This window comes from Limnohabitans sp. 2KL-3, assembly GCF_001269405.1.
In the GTDB taxonomy this organism is placed as follows: domain Bacteria; phylum Pseudomonadota; class Gammaproteobacteria; order Burkholderiales; family Burkholderiaceae_C; genus Limnohabitans_A.
In genome coordinates, this window is the sequence record NZ_CXON01000001.1 from 309,498 (window position 1) to 326,237 (window position 16,740).

Consider the following 16,740-nt stretch of genomic DNA (forward strand, 5'->3'; position numbering starts at 1 on the left):
CCTCAGAGCAAACCCTCGTATGCGATGGTGATCGGCGCGTGGTCGGAAAACTTTTCGCCCTTGTAGATGTGCTCGGTGCGGGCTTTTTCGGCCACAGCGGGCGTGGCCAAGTGGTAGTCCAAGCGCCAGCCCACATTCTTGGCGTAGGCTTGGCCGCGGTTGCTCCACCAGGTGTAGCAATCGTCAGTGGTGTGCGGCTTGAGGTGGCGGTAGACGTCGACCACACCACCTTCAGTGGTCAGCTGTGTCATCCAGGCACGTTCTTCGGGCAAAAAGCCGCTGTTCTTGAGGTTGCCCTTCCAGTTTTTCAGGTCGGCTTGTTGGTGTGCGATGTTCACGTCGCTGCAGACAATGAAGTCGCGCTCGGCTTTGAGGGCCATCAGGTGGGGGTACATCTTGTTCAAGAAGCGAAACTTGGCTTCTTGCCGCTCGGGGCCGGACGAGCCACTGGGAAAGTAGACGCTGATGATGGACAGCTTGCGCTGCGGTGTATCGAAGCGTGTTTCCACATAACGGCCCTCTGCGTCGAACTCGCCGCCGTCAAAGCCCACCACCACGTCACTGGGTTCGTGGCGGGTGTAGACACCCACGCCCGAATAACCCTTTTTCTCAGCAAAGTGGAAGTGGCCTTTGAGGCCCGCGAGTTCCTCAAACTTGCCCGCCACATCGGGGGCCTGGGCTTTGACCTCTTGCACGCAAATACAATCGGGTTTCTCTTGGGCCAGCCACGCGGCGACCCCTTTGGTCGTGGCCGAACGGATGCCGTTGAGGTTGAGGCTAGTGAGTTTGAACAAGGATTTCCCCATGGTGACAGGACAGGCAAGCAGCGCCGAAATGCAGGCGCTCGCTCAGGAATTTGTGCAGTTTGCAGTCGACTCAGGCGTATTGCGCTTTGGTGAATTCAAAACCAAAGCGGGCCGCATGAGCCCATACTTTTTTAACGCCGGCCTGTTTGACGATGGCGCCAAGCTCAGCCGACTGGCGCAATTTTATGCAAAAGCCCTGTTGGCCAGCGGCATCGAATTCGACATGATTTTTGGCCCCGCCTACAAGGGCATCCCCTTGGGCGCGGCGGTGGCTGTCGAGCTGGCCCGCTTGGGCAAGAACGTGCCCTTTGCCTACAACCGCAAAGAAGCCAAGGACCACGGCGAAGGCGGCTCGCTGGTGGGCGCTCCCCTCCAAGGGCGCGTGCTGATCGTGGACGACGTGATGAGCGCAGGCACCGCTGCACGCGAATCGATTGCGCTGATCAAGGCCGCTGGCGCCACGCCGCACGCGATTGCGATTGCGCTGGACCGACAGGAAATGGCCACCGAAAAGCAGGCTGACGGCTCGGTCAAAGACGTTCCTCACAGCGCGGTTCAATATGTGCGCCATACCTTGGGCATGGGTGTGTGCTGCATCGCCCAGCTGTCCGACCTGCTGGCCTATCTGTCGGCGCAAAGCGGCCATGAGCTGGGCCAGCACCTGCCCAAGGTTCAGGCTTACCGCGACCGCTACGGCGTTTGACGCAACCCGGTCGCACTGGCCACTGTTTTCTGGTGCGACTGCGGTCACAACTTCTTGGTTTGAGATCACAACTGTCTTTTCGACGGTTTCAGGTCATTTGCACACGACCAAAACATCAAAATCAAATTAATTTGATTTTTTTACAAATATCTACTTAAAAAAACAAAGCTGGCTTTGCCCTTCTTCCAGCAGCGTTTCCGGATCGGCCAAGGCACACCGATTCGCTTTTGTTTTTTCCAATTTTTCCTGTTTTCTCCTCTGAAAACACGCTGAACTCACCACACCACGCTGGTCGATTCAGCGCCTGCTTGCACACACCAGCGAACGCCAAATACGCTACTTTTTTGTCTGAAATTTTTATTTCAGATGCACTTCGTGCTCGCTTGTACTCCATTTGGCGGATTCGCAACTTCTCTTTTTTCACGAGAATTTCAGTTTTAACGTAGCTGGTAATTCACCGCTCATGATTCATCTTGATTGCCAAAAATACTTTCTTCGTTCAACAACGAAGACAAAACCATCTCAAGGATTTTGGGCTGTGATGCAACGCGCCTGTCCTGGCCTCTTGCTGGCCAGCATGGGCCTGACCGTTCAGGCTCAAACCTTGACCGAAGTGGTCAATCAGGCCCTGCAAACATACCCATCTGTTTTGTCGGCTGCGGCCAAGGCCTCTGCTTCTCGTTCTGACATTGCGCGTGCCCGCAGCGCCCACTACCCACAGCTGGGCATGACCGCCACGGCCAATGCCTTTGCCTCTGACACCTTCCCAGCGGGCACCTCCAGAAGTTCGCTGTCCCCCACGGCCAAAGTGAACTTGTGGTCGGGCGGCAAAATTGAAGCAGAGGCGCAGCGTGCGCAGGCCTTGACGCAGGCGTCGGAATACCTGCAAGCCAGCACCTTGGATGAAGTGGCTCAGTTGGCCGCAGAGGCTTATCTCAATTGGGCGAAAACAGCCGATCTCTACCGCTTGGCTGTGCTCAACGTCAATGCCCACGAAGAAACATTGAGCGACATCCGAAAAATTGCCCAAGCTGACACCGGTCGTCGCGTGGACTATGAGCAGGCCTTGGTTCGGATGGAAAATGCCACACTGAGTCTGCAGCAACGCAAATCAGACTTCGCTCAAGCGATTCAGCGCGTCAGGCGCTTCTGGACTGCAGACATGGGCTCTCGGCCTGAAGGCCTTGAAGACGCCGTGACCGACTCGGGCGTTTTGGGCAAAATTCCTTCGTCTTTGGCTCAAGCGGTCGAGATGGTCTCGCTTGACCTCCCCGCCATTGCTCAAGCCCGAGCGCAAGTTGAGGCCGCACAAGCGGGTGTTCGTGTGGCCAAAAGCCAATTTTGGCCCACCGTGGATTTGTCAGTCTCCAAACAAGCCAACACGGCCAATGGCCGCCAAGAGGCTTTTACACAACTCCAAGTCAATGCGCCTTTTTACAACGGTGGCGGCACGGCCGCGCTGGTTGAAGGGGCTGTCGGTCAACTCAAAGCTGCCGAATTTGCCCTGGAAGAAGCCCAACTTCTGGCCCGTGAAAAGGCCGCATTGGCCTGGCAAGAATGGGCTTCTGCTCGCGCCCGCTCTGTCACGGGAGCCTCTCAATCCGATGTAGGCGACAAACTCGTGGAGGCTTATCGCCAACAGTTTCGTGTGGCCCGACGCTCCTTGCTGGACCTGCTGAACATTCAGGCCGACGCCTTCAATTACCGCAGCTCTGCCCGCGCGGCCTTCCATGACGAGCGCTTGGCCCGTGTGCGTCTTCTGGCCGTCACTGGCGACTTGGCCAAACGATTCACGGCCGAACCCGGTCGTGTCCTGACTCCCGCCCAGTGAGCGATTTTTTTCAAAGTGACCGACCATGGCTCAATTGATTCCCATGCCAACCGCAGTTGGCGCAGCCCCCAAGCCCTCAGCGGGCCAGGACATCCAGGCTGACCCATTTTTGCTGTGCATGACCATGGCCGCCAAGCAACTGGGGCGTCCTGTGCACGCTCAGGTTTTGCGATCCGGTTTTGCACTCGATGCGCGAGGCCGTGTGCCCTTGGCAGCTTATCCCGACATGGCGCACAAAAATGGCTTGATGGCCGCTTGGTCGCGCGTGCGCTTGTCCGAGATTCCTCATTACGTGCTGCCCGTGTTGATGCCTTTGATGGATGGCCGGGCCTGCGTGCTGCGCAGCATCGAGGGCAAGGAGGCTGTTGTCTGGTGGGCAGACAAAGGGATGGAGGACCACAAAATCGCGTTGCCAGAGCTGCAAAGTCTGGCCCGCCCCGAGGTGCTGGCCATCAAGCTCCCCCCCTCACGCCATGACCAAACTCTGGCCCCCATGGCAGGCTCTGCTTTCAACTGGTTTTGGGGCACTTTGTGGCGATTTCGCGCTTTTTATGTGGAATCGATGGTGGCCACGGTGGTTGCAAATTTGTTAACACTGGCCAGTGTGTTCTTCACCATGAACGTGTATGACCGGGTCGTTCCGACCGGTGCTTACACCTCGCTGTGGACACTGGCGATCGGCACCACAGTGGCCATTTTCATGGAGTTCATCATGCGCTGGCTCAAAGCCCGTTTGGTGGATTTGGGTGGAAAAAAAGCCGACCTGGCCATCAATGCCACTTTGCTTCGAGAAATCATGGCCATTCGACTCGAGCACCGTCCTCAGTCGGTCGGCATTTTTGCCAGTTCCATGCGTGACTTTGAGTCGCTTCGTGACTTTTTCTCCTCAGCCTCCTTGGTGGTTTTGGCGGACATGCCTTTTGTCTTGATGTTTCTCGCCCTCATTGCCATGGTCGGAGGAAACCTGGTCTGGATTCCTGCACTGGCGGTGCCTTTGCTGATCGTCATTGGCTTGCTGTCTCAAAGGCCTTTGATGAGTGCCATGCGGGAAAACATGAAAGAGTCGGGCGACAAGCAAAGCGTGCTGGTTGAGTCGGTTTTGAATCTGGAACTGCTCAAAGCACACAACGCTGAAAGCTACTTGCAGCGTCGCTGGGAGGTGGCCAATTTGGCCGGTGCCGACTCTTACAAGCGCATGCGCAGCCTGACCAACTGGATCATGGGCTTCACCACGGCGCTTCAGCAATTCATCACGGTGGCCATGGTGGTGGGCGGTGTTTACATGATTCATGCCAATCAGCTGACCTTGGGTGGTTTGATTGCCTCTGTGATTTTGGCTGGCCGTGCCATCTCTCCTTTGGCCAGCGTGATGTCTTTGGCCTCGCGTTACCAACAAGCCAGCTCAGCACTGGAAACCCTCGATGGCTTGATGAAGCGACCCCGTGACCGCATTCACGGTCGCAACTACCTTGTGCCCGAGAGCGTTCAAGGTGGTTTGCAGGCGGATGCGCTGGAGTTTGCCTACCCAGGCCAACACAAAATTCCAGTCATCAAAAACTTGTCCATGTCGATTGCACCCGGCCAAAAAGTGGCCATGCTGGGCCGTGTCGGCAGCGGCAAAAGCACTCTGCTGCGCTTGATGGCAGGTTTGTACGCCCCGTTGGCGGGCAATGTGCGTCTTGATGGTGTGGACATGCAGCAAATTGAGCCCACAGAGATGCGCAGCCGCATCGGCTACGTGGGCCAGGATCCGCAGCTGTTCATGGGCACGGTCCGCGAAAACCTGGTACTGGCCGACAGCTGGATCAGCGACACCAAGATTGTCGAAGTCCTCAAAACCTTGAACATTTACGACATTGTGTCCAACCACCCGCTGGGTCTGGACATGCCCATCACCGAAGCCGGTGGTGGTTTATCTGGTGGCCAGCGTCAACTTTTGTCGATTGCACGAATGATGCTGCGCAATCCGCAACTGGTCTTCATGGACGAACCGACAGCGAACATGGACCAAAACACCGAGGCCCGCGTGATTCTTGTGCTGCGCGACTGGTTGCGCGGACGCACTTTGCTCATGTCCACTCACCGCCCCCAGCTTTTGGAATGGGCCGATCTGATCGCCGTCATTGATTCCGGTCAGTGCGTGGCCTGGGGTCCCAAGCAAGAGATGCTCGACAAGTTGTCTCGCGGCATCGACGTCAATGGCACTAAACCACAAGGAGCTGTCGCATGAGCACGTTAACGCGCAAGAGCAAGGGCTTTGGCATGCCCACGGTCGAGGACGATGAGCGTCAAGCCAGTAAAACCCTGATATGGGCCACCGCCATCACCTTGTTTTTGGGTCTGGGATGGGCTTCATTTTTTGAACTTGATGAAATCACACGCGGTCAAGGCAAGGTCATTCCATCCAGCCGTGAACAAGTCATCCAAAGCCTGGACTCGGGTGTGATGAGTGAAATGTTTGTGCGTGAAGGCAGTGTGGTAGAAAAGGATCAGATTCTTTTGCGCATTGACGATGCACGTTCAGGCGCGGTTTACCGCGAAGCGCAAGAAAAATACTTGGCACTTTTGGCCTTGTCATCCCGCTTGAAAGCCGAAGCTTACGGAACATCTCTGGTCTTTCCCGATGAACTGAAAGCTGAACCCGCCCTGATGCGCCAGGAACTGCAAGCCTTCAATGCCAGAAAACTGGCTTTGTCTGAATCCCTGCGATCGCTGGACGCATCCCTATCTTCCGTGACCCGTGAACTGACCATCACCGAACCCATGGTCCGCCAAGGGGTCATGTCTGAAGTGGAATTGCTGCGCTTGAAACGCCAACAGTCCGAATTGATGGGACAAAGGGCTGAGCGACAAAACCGCTACCTCACCGATGCCAACAACGAATTGGTCAGGGTCGCTTCAGAGCTTTCTCAAACCAAAGAAAGCGCCACCGCACGCGAGGATGCGTTTCGGAGAACCACCATCAAATCACCGATGAAGGGCGTGGTTAAAAACGTCCAGATCACCACGGTCGGTGGTGTTGTTCAAGCGGGCCAATCGATTCTTGAAATCGTCCCGACTGAAGACGAAATGTTGGTTGAAGCTTACGTCAAGCCGGCAGAAGTGGCCTTTTTGAAAGTCGGCCAGCCTGCGGTCGTGAAGTTAACCGCCTACGACTTCAATAAATACGGTGGCCTCGATGGTGTGCTTGAGCATTTGAGTCCAGACACATTGCGCGATGAAAAGCAGCGAAAACCCGGTAACCCGGTGGAGCTCGAGGAGGGTCTTTACCGAATCATCATTCGGGTCAAACCCAGTCCTGAATTGCGCAATGGTCTTCGCCTCACCCCCTCACCAGGCATGACCGCCTCTGTCGAAATCAGAACGGGCTACAAGACCGTTCTTGAATACATCTTCCGTCCTTTGCAAAACGTCTCTCAGGCGTTGCGCGAACGTTAATCCAAATTTTCTTTCCAGGAGCCAAACCATGGGCGATGAACACACTCTTATTCTCGATGACGTCATTTCCGTCGAAGAACCCACCTTGTTGATCCCCAACAAGACAACACCCCATACCCCTCAATTTTTGAGTACGGCAGAAGCAGCCAGAATGTTGGGCTTGTCCACCACACTCGTTCAGACACTGGTTGACCAAGGTGAACTCAAGGGCTGGAAAACACGGGGCGGACACCGCCGTATTTCGCTCGACTCCATCATGGACTATCAAACCGTTTCACGGCATGCCGTGAATCGTCATGCCAAGTCCACCAGTAAACCTCGGGTAACGGTGGTCATTGAAACACCGGGTTTGATGAACAGCTTCATGCAAGATTTTCTTCAATGGGGCATTCCCATTGACGTTAACTTTTTTGAGTCCGTGACTGAAGCACTCTTGGATCTTTCGAACAAGCGCCCTGACATGATCGTGGTCGAGATGTCCATGCCACGAGCACTTCAGGAAAAAACATTTCAAGCACTTGAAAACTTCAACAAACGTGGCCACACCCCCTTGTCCGTGGTGTTGATCACGCAAGAAAAAGGACTGGCGTCTTCCATGCCATTTGGCGCAGCTTCTTCCATTCAGTTGGTTCCAGGCCCCTTGTCCTCTATCTGGTTGCATGCATATCTGACCGGTGTGGTGGCATCATGCAAGAACTGAAATTCACGTCGTTCAACAGGTCATCCTCGTTGTCGCGCAGTCCAACTCGCCCAGGACAAAATGAATCCCTCTTGCATGCCAATCGGTCTTCTGCAGCACACATGGATCAATTTGCCGAGGTCTCAGAAGACCCGAAAGGTCGATTGATCCGGAATTTGCGTTTGCACTTGGAACTGGACCCCGCTGAGTTGGCCACGCAAGCTTGCATTTCTGTGGCCCAGCTCTATGAAATCGAGCAGGGACTTTCAACGCGTTTTTACTCATCCTCCTTGCGCGAGCAAGCAGCCAAACGTGTTGCGAAATTGCTCAATGCGGATTGGGATAAATTGGAAGAAACTGCTGTTGCATTGAAGCCCTCCAACAAGGTGGTTCAATTGCAATGGCCCATCAGCAACAAGCCCGCCCCAATGGTTCGTCAACCAGAGTGGTCATCGCTTTCCGATTCACACATCAGCACGGCAGCAGCTCTTGACCAACCCATTGCATTGGTTTTGTCTACGCCTTGCAAAGATCAGGTCATGCCTGAATCTCAAGCAACACCCTTGATCGGTCCTGATCAACCCTTGCATGCGCCGATGGGGCAAGCTCGTTCGGCTTACCTATGGCGAAGTCTGATGCTTTTGTTGGGGGGCTTTCTGGGCTATGCCATTGCCGTGTGGAGCCCCTATGAATTGGTCTGGCCTTCGCAATTGATTTGGCCTTCTTCTCTGACGTCGGCCCTAGAGCTTGTGTGGCCTGAAAAAGTTTCTTGGCCATTTTCTTTTTGACACCGTCATGGGCATCGATTTCATTCAAGCGTTTGAATGGAACTTGGTGCGGCTGGCGGGGATCGAACCCACGACCCTTGGCTTCGGAGGCCAATACTCTATCCACTGAGCTACAGCCGCATGCTGTCAAGCCTTTGCATTATCTCATGGCTTGTCATTCATCCTGTTGGATGCAAGGTCTGTGAAGGTCAGGTCGCTATAATATTGTGTTGATTCCGGACCACCTGAAGGCCTACTGGCCAAGCCCCACAAGAGGATTTCATGAGCGACAACAGTCACGATCACCACGAAGCACACACCGGCCCGGTGAAAACGCCCAAGCAAATGCTTTTGCTGAGTCTTGCTTCCTTCATTATTCCTGTGTTCATCATCATTGGTTTGGTGTTTTACGTCACCTCGGCCAACAAAACTGCACCGGGATCCAGTGACAGTGAAAGATCTGTTGCACAACGCATCCAGAAGATTGGCACCATTGAAGTTCGTGATGCCAATCGCCCCTTGAAGGCCGGTGAAGAAGTTTACAAAGCGCAATGTGCTGCTTGTCATGCAGCGGGAGCCGCTGGCGCACCCAAATTTGCGGATGCTGCGGCTTGGGGTCCTCGTATCAAACAAGGTTTGGAGACATTGGTCACCTCTGCACTCAAAGGCAAGGGTGCCATGGGCGCTCAATCAGGTGGCGACTTCAACGATGTCGAAATTGCGCGTGCTGTCGTTTACATCACCAACAACGCCGGTTCCAAATTCGACGAACCTGCCGCTCCAAGTGCTGAGAAAAAGTAATTTTTCACGCACCAAACAACCGACCTCAGGGTCGGTTTTTTTTATGTGTTTTTTTCTTGAACGATGCTTTGTGGACTCATCACGTAGTGATTTTGACCCGGTAGCGCTTGGGATTCACATTCTTCCAAAACACAGTTGCCTTTTTCCAATGTTTCGGCCACCAGGCCCACATCCAGACTGTGTACCAAACCAAAACCAAGGTCCGTTTTCAGATACACACGTCCCAGCTCATCCATCAGGCATGCAAGCGCTTTTGAGCTGACGCCCGTATGTGCAACGGGCGTAAAGGGTTCATTGACACGCCACACGTAAGGCGTGATTTCAAGTTCTACAAAAACCTTTTGGGGGCCATTCTGAAAATAACAACACCCTTCCTCATCGACTGCATAATTTCGGTTGATGAACTCGATCAATTTTTCGTGTTTGAGCAAGGATCCTTTGCTTCCTGCGACCCCGCTTTGAAATGAGCCCAAGTTCTGAACACGCTCATCACGCATGAACCATTGCCCACGACTGTCCAAAGCCAACCATCCATAGCAATCGGGAACATTTGGCCATTTGGCCATGGCTTTTTTGACCAGATCATCCATGTTGAGCCATCCTCTCATTCATCATCACGCCTGAGGCATTCAAAAGCCACTCACCGACTGCATCGGGCATGCCTCGCACATGTCCGGGCCATGTTCCCTGTGCAAATCCGACATGGCCGCCTTGCTGGGGTTGCCAGAGTGTCACGGAAGATGACACATCGCTTTGTTTCGGCAGACTGAGCATGGGGACAAATGGGTCATTTTTGGCGTTCAAAGCCAAGGCGGGCAATTTGATTTGTTTCATCAGTGGTTTTGCAGAGGCTTTCAACCAGTAGTCGTCTGCATTTTGAAATCCATGCACAGGCGCTGTGAACACATTGTCAAATTCATACAGATCTCGCGCTGCTTTGAGTTTTTGGGCATCAAATAAACCTGGATGCTGGGCGAATTTGGACATGGCTTTGGGTTTCATGCTTCGCAAAAACATCCTGGTATAAATTTGACGATTGACCCCTTGACCCATTGCTCGACCACTTTCGGTTAAATCCAACGGTGCGCAAATGGAAGCAATGGCATCCACGGATTTCAAGGCTTCTTCACCATGCTCACCTGCCCAGCGCATCAATGCGTTACCGCCCAGAGAGACGCCTGCTGCAACCATCGTTTGTCCACCGGCTTGATGGTGCTCTTGGCGCAACTTGTTCAATATCCAATGGATTTCTTGGTGATCCCCTGAGTGATAGGCACGTGGTCCATTGTTCAACTCACCACTGCAGCCTCTGAAATGCGGCAACACGAAATTCACATCTTGCTCGGCGGCCCAATCAGCAAAGGCCACAGCGTAATGGCTGCTTGAGGAGCCTTCCAAGCCATGAAAAAGAACGATCAATGGTCTGTGCGGGCTGCTGGCCCTTTGTTTGTCCACGTCAATGAAATCACCATCAGGGGCATGCCATCGTTCTCTGACTTGAGGTGAAGAGGTTGAAAATTGTCGACGTGCGAACAATGCAGGCCATATGGTTTGTGCGTGTCCTCCCGGTAACCAAGTCGGCGCGACATAGTCCATCATGTTCAATTCAACACCTTGTAGATAACTCAACGATTGCACACAGTTTGTCTAGAGTTAACCTCACATCGAGGGCCCGTACAACTCAAGCTATCCAGCATGGTGAGTTTCAACATCGTTTCCATTTCCATCTTTTTCATCGTCAGCCATTGCGATCGTGGACTGTGTTTTTGTCCATCCAACCTCATGAAAACAAGCGTTCATGGATGTTTGTTTCATCCTTGATGTCAGCTGAGTTTACACATCAACATGGCGCATCCCAAAACAAAAAACCCGGAGACATTTCTGTTCCGGGTTACTTTGATGCATCGGTTAAAACCAATTTCAGCTGATCACTTCTTGCGGTATTTACGCAATGCCGACAACTGTGCAGCCAATACAGCAAGCTCTGATGTTGCACGAGCCAGGTCGATTTCACTCTTTGCATTTTTCAGTGCTTCTTCAGCCGCTGACTTCGCTGCGTTGGCTTTTTCTTCGTCAAGGTCTTTGCCTCGAATCGCGGTGTCAGACAGGACCGTCACACAGTCGGGCTGAACTTCCAGAATACCACCGGCAACGAATACAAATTCTTCGCCACCGTCAGCCTTCTCGATTCGAACTGAACCCGCTTTGATCCGAGTGATCAGCGGCGTGTGACGAGGATAAATGCCCAGTTCGCCAGATTCACCGGGTAAAGCCACAAATCGAGCTTCACCCGAATAAATGGATTCTTCGGCACTGACCACATCTACGTGGATGGTGTTCATGTTTTCTCCTTAAAAGGTACGTTAAAGCGGGCATTGGGGAGATTGAAAAAGCCCCCCAATGCGCTGCCTTAAGCGGCCTTTTTAGCCTTCTCGAAAGCTTCGTCGATGGTGCCGACCATGTAGAAAGCTTGCTCTGGCAGGTGATCGCACTCGCCAGCCACAATCATCTTGAAACCACGGATGGTTTCGGCCAAGGTGACGTACTTGCCGGGTGAGCCGGTGAACACTTCAGCAACGTGGAATGGCTGCGACAGGAAACGCTGGATCTTGCGAGCACGGGCCACGGCCAACTTGTCTTCTGGCGCCAAGTCATCCATGCCCATGATGGCGATGATGTCGCGCAGTTCACGGTAACGCTGCAAGGTGCCTTGCACAGCGCGGGCTGTTTCGTAGTGGTCTTGACCCACAACCAAAGGATCGAGCTGACGGCTGGTGGAGTCCAGAGGATCCACAGCAGGGTAGATACCGAGCGAAGCGATGTCACGCGACAACACGACGGTCGAATCCAAGTGCGCGAAGGTGGTCGCTGGCGATGGATCGGTCAAGTCATCGGCTGGCACGTAAACGGCTTGGATGGAAGTGATCGAACCGACTTTGGTCGAGGTGATACGCTCTTGCAGACGGCCCATTTCTTCGGCCAGCGTTGGCTGGTAACCCACAGCAGAAGGCATACGGCCCAACAAGGCGGACACTTCGGTACCGGCCAGTGTGTAGCGGTAGATGTTGTCCACGAAGAACAACACATCTTTGCCTTCGTCACGGAAGGATTCGGCGATGGTCAGACCGGTCAAGGCGACGCGCAAACGGTTGCCTGGTGGCTCGTTCATCTGACCGTACACCATGGCCACTTTGGACTCAGGCAGGTTCTCGAGGTTCACGACGCCGGAGTCGGCCATCTCGTGGTAGAAGTCGTTACCTTCACGGGTACGTTCACCCACACCAGCAAACACGGACAAACCGCTGTGCGCCTTGGCGATGTTGTTGATGAGTTCCATCATGTTCACGGTCTTGCCCACACCGGCACCACCGAACAAACCGACCTTACCGCCTTTGGCGAACGGGCAGACCAAGTCAATCACTTTGATGCCGGTTTCCAGCAATTCTTGTGATGGGCTCAGTTCGTCGTAAGCTGGCGCCTTGCGGTGGATGGAAGATGTCAATTCTTGGCTGACAGGACCACGTTCGTCGATGGGTGAACCCAACACGTCCATGATTCGGCCCAGTGTGGCTTTGCCCACGGGCACGGTGATCGCCTTGCCTGTGTTGAACACCATCAGACCACGGCGCAAGCCGTCGGAAGAACCGAGCGCAATGGTGCGCACGATGCCATCGCCGAGTTGCTGCTGCACTTCCAATGTCAGCGCAGAGCCTTCCATTTTGAGTGCGTCATAAACTTTGGGCATCTGGTTACGTGGAAATTCCACGTCGACCACAGCGCCAATACACTGAACTATTTTTCCTTGGGCTTGCATTTTTCGCTCCAAATAATTTGATTTAGCAGAACTGTGAATCAACCGCTGATCGCGGCTGCGCCAGAGACGATTTCAGACAGTTCTTTGGTGATGGCGGCTTGACGGGTCTTGTTGTAGACGAGTTTGAGTTCGCCAATCACATTGCCAGCATTGTCTGTTGCAGCCTTCATGGCGACCATTCGCGCTGCGTGCTCAGAAGCCATGTTTTCTGCAACTGCTTGATAAGCCAGCGCTTCTGCATAACGGACCAACAAATCATCAATCACCGACTGTGGATCGGGTTCGTAGATGTAATCCCAACCATGCGACACCGTACCTGCTGCCTTGGTATCTTCTTGCATCTTGGACGAGGACAAGGGCAAGAGCTGATCAATGGTTGGCACTTGCGCCATGGTGCTGACGAACTTGTTGTAACACAGGTACACAGCACTGACTTCACCTGCGGCATAAGCATCCAGCAGCACCTTGACAGGGCCAATCAGCTTTTCCAAGTGAGGCTTGTCGCCCAAATGGGTGACATGGGCCACCACTTTGGCATTGACGCGGTTGAGAAAACCCAAACCTTTACCACCAATGGCCACAGCCAGTGGCGTCTTGCCTTCTGCTTGCGTTTGACGCAATTGACCCGTCACGGCACGCAACAGGTTGGTGTTCAAGCCACCGCACAGCCCTTTGTCCGTGGTCACCACGATGAAGCCGACGGACTTGCCGTCGTTTTGCTTCATGAAGGCGTGCACGTACTCAGGGTTGGCCTGCCCGAGGTGAGTCGCAATGGTGCGAATCTTCTCGCTGTAAGGCCGGGCCGTACGCATACGCTCCTGCGCCTTGCGCATTTTGGAGACAGAAATCATCTCCATGGCTTTTGTGATCTTCTTGGTGTTTTCCACCGATTTGATCTTGGTGCGTAGTTCCTTGCCCGATGCCATCAGCGGCTCCTTTTGATCAGGTAGAAATTAAGCAAAGCTTTTCTTGAAAGCAGCCACGGCGGTGTTCAATTCGGCTTCAGCCTCTTTGTCCAGCGCTTTGGAACTTTCGATCTTGGCCAGCAAGGCGGCACACGAATCTTTCAGGTAAGCGTGCAAGCCATGCTCGAAGGACAAGACTTTCTTGACATCGATGTCGTCCATGAAGCCTTTGTTCACGGCAAACAGGCTGGCACCCATCAAGCTGATCGACAAGGGGCTGTACTGGGCTTGCTTGAGCAATTCGGTCACGCGGGCACCACGGTCCAACTGCTTGCGTGTGGACTCGTCCAAGTCAGAGGCGAACTGCGCAAACGCGGCCAATTCACGGTACTGGGCCAAGTCGGTACGGATACCACCAGACTGACCTTTGATGATCTTGGTCTGAGCAGAGCTACCCACGCGGGACACCGAAATACCGGCGTTGATCGCAGGGCGGATACCGGCGTTGAACAAGCTGGTTTCCAAAAAGATCTGACCGTCGGTGATCGAAATCACGTTGGTGGGCACGAAAGCGGACACGTCACCGGCTTGGGTTTCGATGATAGGCAAAGCTGTCAAAGAACCAGTTTTGCCAGTCACTGCGCCTTTGGTGAAGGCTTCGACGTAGTCGGCATTCACGCGGGCTGCACGCTCGAGCAAACGGCTGTGCAAATAGAACACATCGCCAGGGTAAGCTTCGCGGCCTGGTGGGCGGCGCAAGAGCAGCGACACTTGACGGTAAGCCACGGCTTGCTTGGACAGATCGTCATACACGATCAACGCGTCTTCGCCACGGTCACGGAAGTATTCGCCCATGGTGCAGCCAGAGTAGGCCGACACGTACTGCATGGCAGCAGATTCAGAGGCGGAAGCGGCCACCACAATGGTGTATTCCATCGCGCCAGCTTGTTCCAGAGCGCGCACCACGTTTTTGATCGACGAGGCTTTTTGGCCAATCGCGACGTAAACGCAGGTCATGTTCTGACCTTTTTGGTTGATGATGGCGTCGATCGCAACGGCTGTCTTGCCGGTCTGACGGTCACCAATGATCAATTCGCGCTGACCACGGCCCACGGGCACCATGGAATCGATCGACTTCAGGCCAGTCTGCATGGGTTGGTCAACCGACTTACGTGCGATCACGCCAGGGGCGACTTTTTCGATCACGTCGGTCATTTTGGCGTTGATGGGGCCTTTGCCGTCAATCGGCTGACCCAAGGCGTTCACCACACGGCCAATCAGTTCAGGGCCTACGGGCACTTCCAGAATACGGCCAGTGCACTTGACCGTGTCGCCTTCAGAGATGTGCTCATATTCGCCCAAAATCACGGCACCGACCGAGTCACGCTCGAGGTTCAGGGCCAGACCAAATGTGGCATTGCCATCAGCGGTCGATGGGAATTCCAACATCTCGCCTTGCATCACGTCGGACAAGCCATGGACGCGAACGATACCGTCGGTCACCGACACCACGGTACCTTGGTTACGGATATCGGCGCTGGCGGACAGCCCTTCAATGCGGCTCTTGATCAGTTCAGAAATTTCTGCGGGATTGAGTTGCATGACTCTTTCCTTCTTTCTTTAAATATGTCCGGTCTCAATCCGCTTAAGCGGTGAGGGCCGATTTCATTTGTTCCAGTCGGGCCTTGACGGAGGTATCGAGGACCTCGTCACCCACCACCACACGGATGCCACCAATCAAGGAAGTATCCAACTCGACGCTCACGTTGAGCTTGCGCGCAAAGCGCTTTTCGAGCGTGGCCGACAAATCAGCCAAAGCTGAAGCGTCAATGGGGAATGCACTGTAGACCACCGCATCTGCGGTGCCACCTTGCGCATTCATGAGAGCCCGGTACTGCTGTGCAACGACAGGCAGCGCACTGAGACGGCGGTTTTCGATCACCAGGTGCAGGAAATTCTTGCCAGCCTCAGGCAGTGCTGTGCGCAGCACGCCAGAGATCAGATCGAATGCCTGCTCGTCGGACACTTTGGGGCTGTCGATGAACTGCTGCAGTTGCGCGTTGTCGGCAACAGCAGCGAGTTCTTCCAGCCAAGCGGCCGTGCCAGCAAGATCGGATGCCTGCGCTTTGAAAAGCGCTTCGGCATAAGGGCGGGCGATGGTAGCAAGTTCTGCCATGGTCTTCTCTGGCTGGAGCTTTTTACAGCTCGGTCTTGAGGCGGCTCAGCAGATCAGCGTGGACACCGGCATTGACTTCCTTGCGGAGAATCTGCTCGGCGCCTTTGACGGCCAAGGCTGCAACTTGCTCACGCAGAGCTTCGCGGGCCTTGACTGCTTGCTGCTCGGCTTCGGCCTTGGCAGCGGCGATGATCTTGTTGCCTTCTTCGGTGGCACGTGCTTTGGCTTCGTCAACGATGCCATTTGCACGGCGCTCGGCGTCAGCCAAGCGCGTAGCCGTCTCGTTGCGCGACTTGGCCAACTCGGACTCGACTCGCGCATTGGCGCTGGAGAGTTCGGCTTTGGCTTTGTCGGCGGCAGCGAGGCCGTCAGCGATTTTCTGTGCCCGTTCATCGAGCGCTTTTGTGATCGGGGGCCACACGAATTTCATCGTGAACCACACCAGAATCGCAAAAACGATCATCTGAATGAACAGAGTAGCGTTAATGTTCACGGTTCAGTCCTTCTTCTGTTGGAAGAGGTACGTGGATTACTTCAAAACGAAGGGGTTGGCGAAGGCGAACAGCAAAGCGATGGCCACACCGATCAGGAACGCAGCATCAATCAGACCCGCCAAGATGAACATCTTGGTTTGGAGTTCGTTCATCAATTCAGGCTGACGAGCCGAAGACTCGAGGAATTTGCCGCCCATCAAAGCAATACCGATCGAAGCGCCGATAGCACCCAGACCAACGATCAAACCGCATGCCAATGCCACCAGGCCGAGAATGTTTTCCATGAGAAGCTCCTAAAAGTTAGTGGAAAAAAGAAAAAAGAAACA

At 54.2% G+C, this 16,740-nt stretch carries 18 protein-coding genes and 1 tRNA gene; 7 read left to right on the top strand and 12 right to left on the bottom strand.

Annotation, left to right across the window (positions count from 1 at the left end; translation table 11 throughout):
• Positions 1-2 precede the first annotated feature (2 nt).
• Positions 3-794 carry an exodeoxyribonuclease III gene (locus tag AMM41_RS01430; RefSeq protein WP_089952598.1) on the bottom strand — a complete coding sequence of 264 codons (792 nt, stop codon included), beginning with the start codon at positions 792-794 and terminating at the stop codon, positions 3-5.
• Positions 795-804: 10 nt separating this feature from the next.
• On the opposite strand from AMM41_RS01430, the gene pyrE reads away from it, so the two are divergent.
• A complete protein-coding gene (gene pyrE, locus AMM41_RS01435) occupies positions 805-1,509 on the top strand; it encodes an orotate phosphoribosyltransferase (RefSeq protein WP_089952232.1) in 705 nt (234 codons plus the stop codon).
• 154 nt (positions 1,510-1,663) lie between these two features.
• Here pyrE and AMM41_RS21695 read toward each other — a convergent pair whose 3' ends face one another.
• Entirely contained in the window at positions 1,664-1,933 is a 270-nt protein-coding gene (locus AMM41_RS21695; protein ID WP_194944559.1) for a hypothetical protein, read from the bottom strand.
• A gap of 117 nt (positions 1,934-2,050) precedes the next feature.
• Here AMM41_RS21695 and AMM41_RS01440 point away from each other — a divergent pair, with 117 nt between their 5' ends.
• Genes AMM41_RS01440 through AMM41_RS01460 form a run of 5 tightly spaced genes read left to right on the top strand, consistent with a single transcriptional unit; the run spans position 2,051 to position 8,245 of the window.
• The gene (locus tag AMM41_RS01440) at positions 2,051-3,340 is read left to right on the top strand and encodes a TolC family protein (RefSeq protein ID WP_194944560.1); all 1,290 of its coding nucleotides are present in this window, start codon (positions 2,051-2,053) and stop codon (positions 3,338-3,340) included.
• 25 nt (positions 3,341-3,365) lie between these two features.
• Positions 3,366-5,570 carry a type I secretion system permease/ATPase gene (locus tag AMM41_RS01445; protein ID WP_089952236.1) on the top strand — a complete coding sequence of 735 codons (2,205 nt, stop codon included), beginning with the start codon at positions 3,366-3,368 and terminating at the stop codon, positions 5,568-5,570.
• A complete protein-coding gene (locus AMM41_RS01450) occupies positions 5,567-6,778 on the top strand; it encodes a putative HlyD family type I secretion protein (protein ID WP_089952238.1) in 1,212 nt (403 codons plus the stop codon). Before AMM41_RS01445 ends, AMM41_RS01450 begins: the two co-directional genes overlap by 4 nt.
• A 28-nt stretch (positions 6,779-6,806) precedes the next feature.
• Positions 6,807-7,478, top strand: coding sequence for a helix-turn-helix domain-containing protein (locus tag AMM41_RS01455; protein WP_089952240.1), 672 nt, complete (start codon positions 6,807-6,809; stop codon positions 7,476-7,478).
• Entirely contained in the window at positions 7,466-8,245 is a 780-nt protein-coding gene (locus AMM41_RS01460) for a helix-turn-helix domain-containing protein (protein WP_228769041.1), read from the top strand. The genes AMM41_RS01455 and AMM41_RS01460 overlap by 13 nt, the downstream gene beginning before the upstream one ends.
• Positions 8,246-8,289: 44 nt before the next feature.
• Here the strand turns inward: AMM41_RS01460 and AMM41_RS01465 are convergent.
• Positions 8,290-8,365, bottom strand: a tRNA-Arg gene (locus AMM41_RS01465).
• 141 nt (positions 8,366-8,506) lie between these two features.
• Here AMM41_RS01465 and AMM41_RS01470 point away from each other — a divergent pair.
• On the top strand, positions 8,507-9,025 hold the full coding sequence (locus AMM41_RS01470) for a c-type cytochrome (RefSeq protein ID WP_089952244.1): 519 nt from the start codon (positions 8,507-8,509) through the stop codon (positions 9,023-9,025).
• Between the two features lie 41 nt (positions 9,026-9,066).
• Here AMM41_RS01470 and AMM41_RS01475 read toward each other — a convergent pair whose 3' ends face one another.
• The 9 genes from AMM41_RS01475 to atpE all read right to left on the bottom strand — a co-directional run bounded on the left by AMM41_RS01475 (position 9,067) and on the right by atpE (position 16,698).
• Positions 9,067-9,615, bottom strand: a complete 549-nt coding sequence (locus AMM41_RS01475) for a DUF2946 family protein (protein ID WP_089952600.1) — start codon at positions 9,613-9,615, stop codon at positions 9,067-9,069.
• Entirely contained in the window at positions 9,608-10,621 is a 1,014-nt protein-coding gene (locus tag AMM41_RS01480) for a YheT family hydrolase (protein ID WP_089952603.1), read from the bottom strand. Before AMM41_RS01480 ends, AMM41_RS01475 begins: the two co-directional genes overlap by 8 nt.
• Positions 10,622-10,953: 332 nt before the next feature.
• Positions 10,954-11,367 (bottom strand): F0F1 ATP synthase subunit epsilon, encoded by a 414-nt coding sequence (locus AMM41_RS01485; RefSeq protein WP_089952246.1) that lies wholly within the window; start codon positions 11,365-11,367, stop codon positions 10,954-10,956.
• A gap of 68 nt (positions 11,368-11,435) precedes the next feature.
• Positions 11,436-12,839, bottom strand: coding sequence for a F0F1 ATP synthase subunit beta (gene atpD / locus AMM41_RS01490; protein WP_089952247.1), 1,404 nt, complete (start codon positions 12,837-12,839; stop codon positions 11,436-11,438).
• A gap of 38 nt (positions 12,840-12,877) precedes the next feature.
• The gene (atpG, locus tag AMM41_RS01495; RefSeq protein ID WP_089952250.1) at positions 12,878-13,765 is read right to left on the bottom strand and encodes a F0F1 ATP synthase subunit gamma; all 888 of its coding nucleotides are present in this window, start codon (positions 13,763-13,765) and stop codon (positions 12,878-12,880) included.
• 27 nt (positions 13,766-13,792) lie between these two features.
• The gene (atpA, locus tag AMM41_RS01500; protein ID WP_089952251.1) at positions 13,793-15,346 is read right to left on the bottom strand and encodes a F0F1 ATP synthase subunit alpha; all 1,554 of its coding nucleotides are present in this window, start codon (positions 15,344-15,346) and stop codon (positions 13,793-13,795) included.
• Between the two features lie 43 nt (positions 15,347-15,389).
• Positions 15,390-15,920, bottom strand: coding sequence for a F0F1 ATP synthase subunit delta (locus tag AMM41_RS01505; RefSeq protein WP_089952253.1), 531 nt, complete (start codon positions 15,918-15,920; stop codon positions 15,390-15,392).
• A 22-nt stretch (positions 15,921-15,942) separates the two neighbouring features.
• Positions 15,943-16,413, bottom strand: coding sequence for a F0F1 ATP synthase subunit B (locus tag AMM41_RS01510; protein WP_089952256.1), 471 nt, complete (start codon positions 16,411-16,413; stop codon positions 15,943-15,945).
• A 36-nt stretch (positions 16,414-16,449) separates the two neighbouring features.
• The gene (atpE, locus tag AMM41_RS01515) at positions 16,450-16,698 is read right to left on the bottom strand and encodes a F0F1 ATP synthase subunit C (RefSeq protein ID WP_019429175.1); all 249 of its coding nucleotides are present in this window, start codon (positions 16,696-16,698) and stop codon (positions 16,450-16,452) included.
• Between the last annotated feature and the right edge of the window lie 42 nt (positions 16,699-16,740).

Excerpts from the sequence above, each read along its gene's own strand:
- pyrE (WP_089952232.1), top strand. The coding sequence starts at position 805 with ATGGTGACAGGACAGGCAAGCAGCGCCGAAATGCAGGCGCTCGCTCAG.
- AMM41_RS01440 (WP_194944560.1), top strand. The coding sequence starts at position 2,051 with ATGCAACGCGCCTGTCCTGGCCTCTTGCTGGCCAGCATGGGCCTGACC.
- AMM41_RS01445 (WP_089952236.1), top strand. The coding sequence starts at position 3,366 with ATGGCTCAATTGATTCCCATGCCAACCGCAGTTGGCGCAGCCCCCAAG.
- AMM41_RS01450 (WP_089952238.1), top strand. The coding sequence starts at position 5,567 with ATGAGCACGTTAACGCGCAAGAGCAAGGGCTTTGGCATGCCCACGGTC.
- AMM41_RS01455 (WP_089952240.1), top strand. The coding sequence starts at position 6,807 with ATGGGCGATGAACACACTCTTATTCTCGATGACGTCATTTCCGTCGAA.
- AMM41_RS01460 (WP_228769041.1), top strand. The coding sequence starts at position 7,466 with ATGCAAGAACTGAAATTCACGTCGTTCAACAGGTCATCCTCGTTGTCG.
- AMM41_RS01470 (WP_089952244.1), top strand. The coding sequence starts at position 8,507 with ATGAGCGACAACAGTCACGATCACCACGAAGCACACACCGGCCCGGTG.
- AMM41_RS01475 (WP_089952600.1), bottom strand. The coding sequence starts at position 9,615 with ATGGATGATCTGGTCAAAAAAGCCATGGCCAAATGGCCAAATGTTCCC.
- AMM41_RS01480 (WP_089952603.1), bottom strand. The coding sequence starts at position 10,621 with ATGGACTATGTCGCGCCGACTTGGTTACCGGGAGGACACGCACAAACC.
- AMM41_RS01485 (WP_089952246.1), bottom strand. The coding sequence starts at position 11,367 with ATGAACACCATCCACGTAGATGTGGTCAGTGCCGAAGAATCCATTTAT.
- atpD (WP_089952247.1), bottom strand. The coding sequence starts at position 12,839 with ATGCAAGCCCAAGGAAAAATAGTTCAGTGTATTGGCGCTGTGGTCGAC.
- atpG (WP_089952250.1), bottom strand. The coding sequence starts at position 13,765 with ATGGCATCGGGCAAGGAACTACGCACCAAGATCAAATCGGTGGAAAAC.
- atpA (WP_089952251.1), bottom strand. The coding sequence starts at position 15,346 with ATGCAACTCAATCCCGCAGAAATTTCTGAACTGATCAAGAGCCGCATT.
- AMM41_RS01505 (WP_089952253.1), bottom strand. The coding sequence starts at position 15,920 with ATGGCAGAACTTGCTACCATCGCCCGCCCTTATGCCGAAGCGCTTTTC.
- atpE (WP_019429175.1), bottom strand. The coding sequence starts at position 16,698 with ATGGAAAACATTCTCGGCCTGGTGGCATTGGCATGCGGTTTGATCGTT.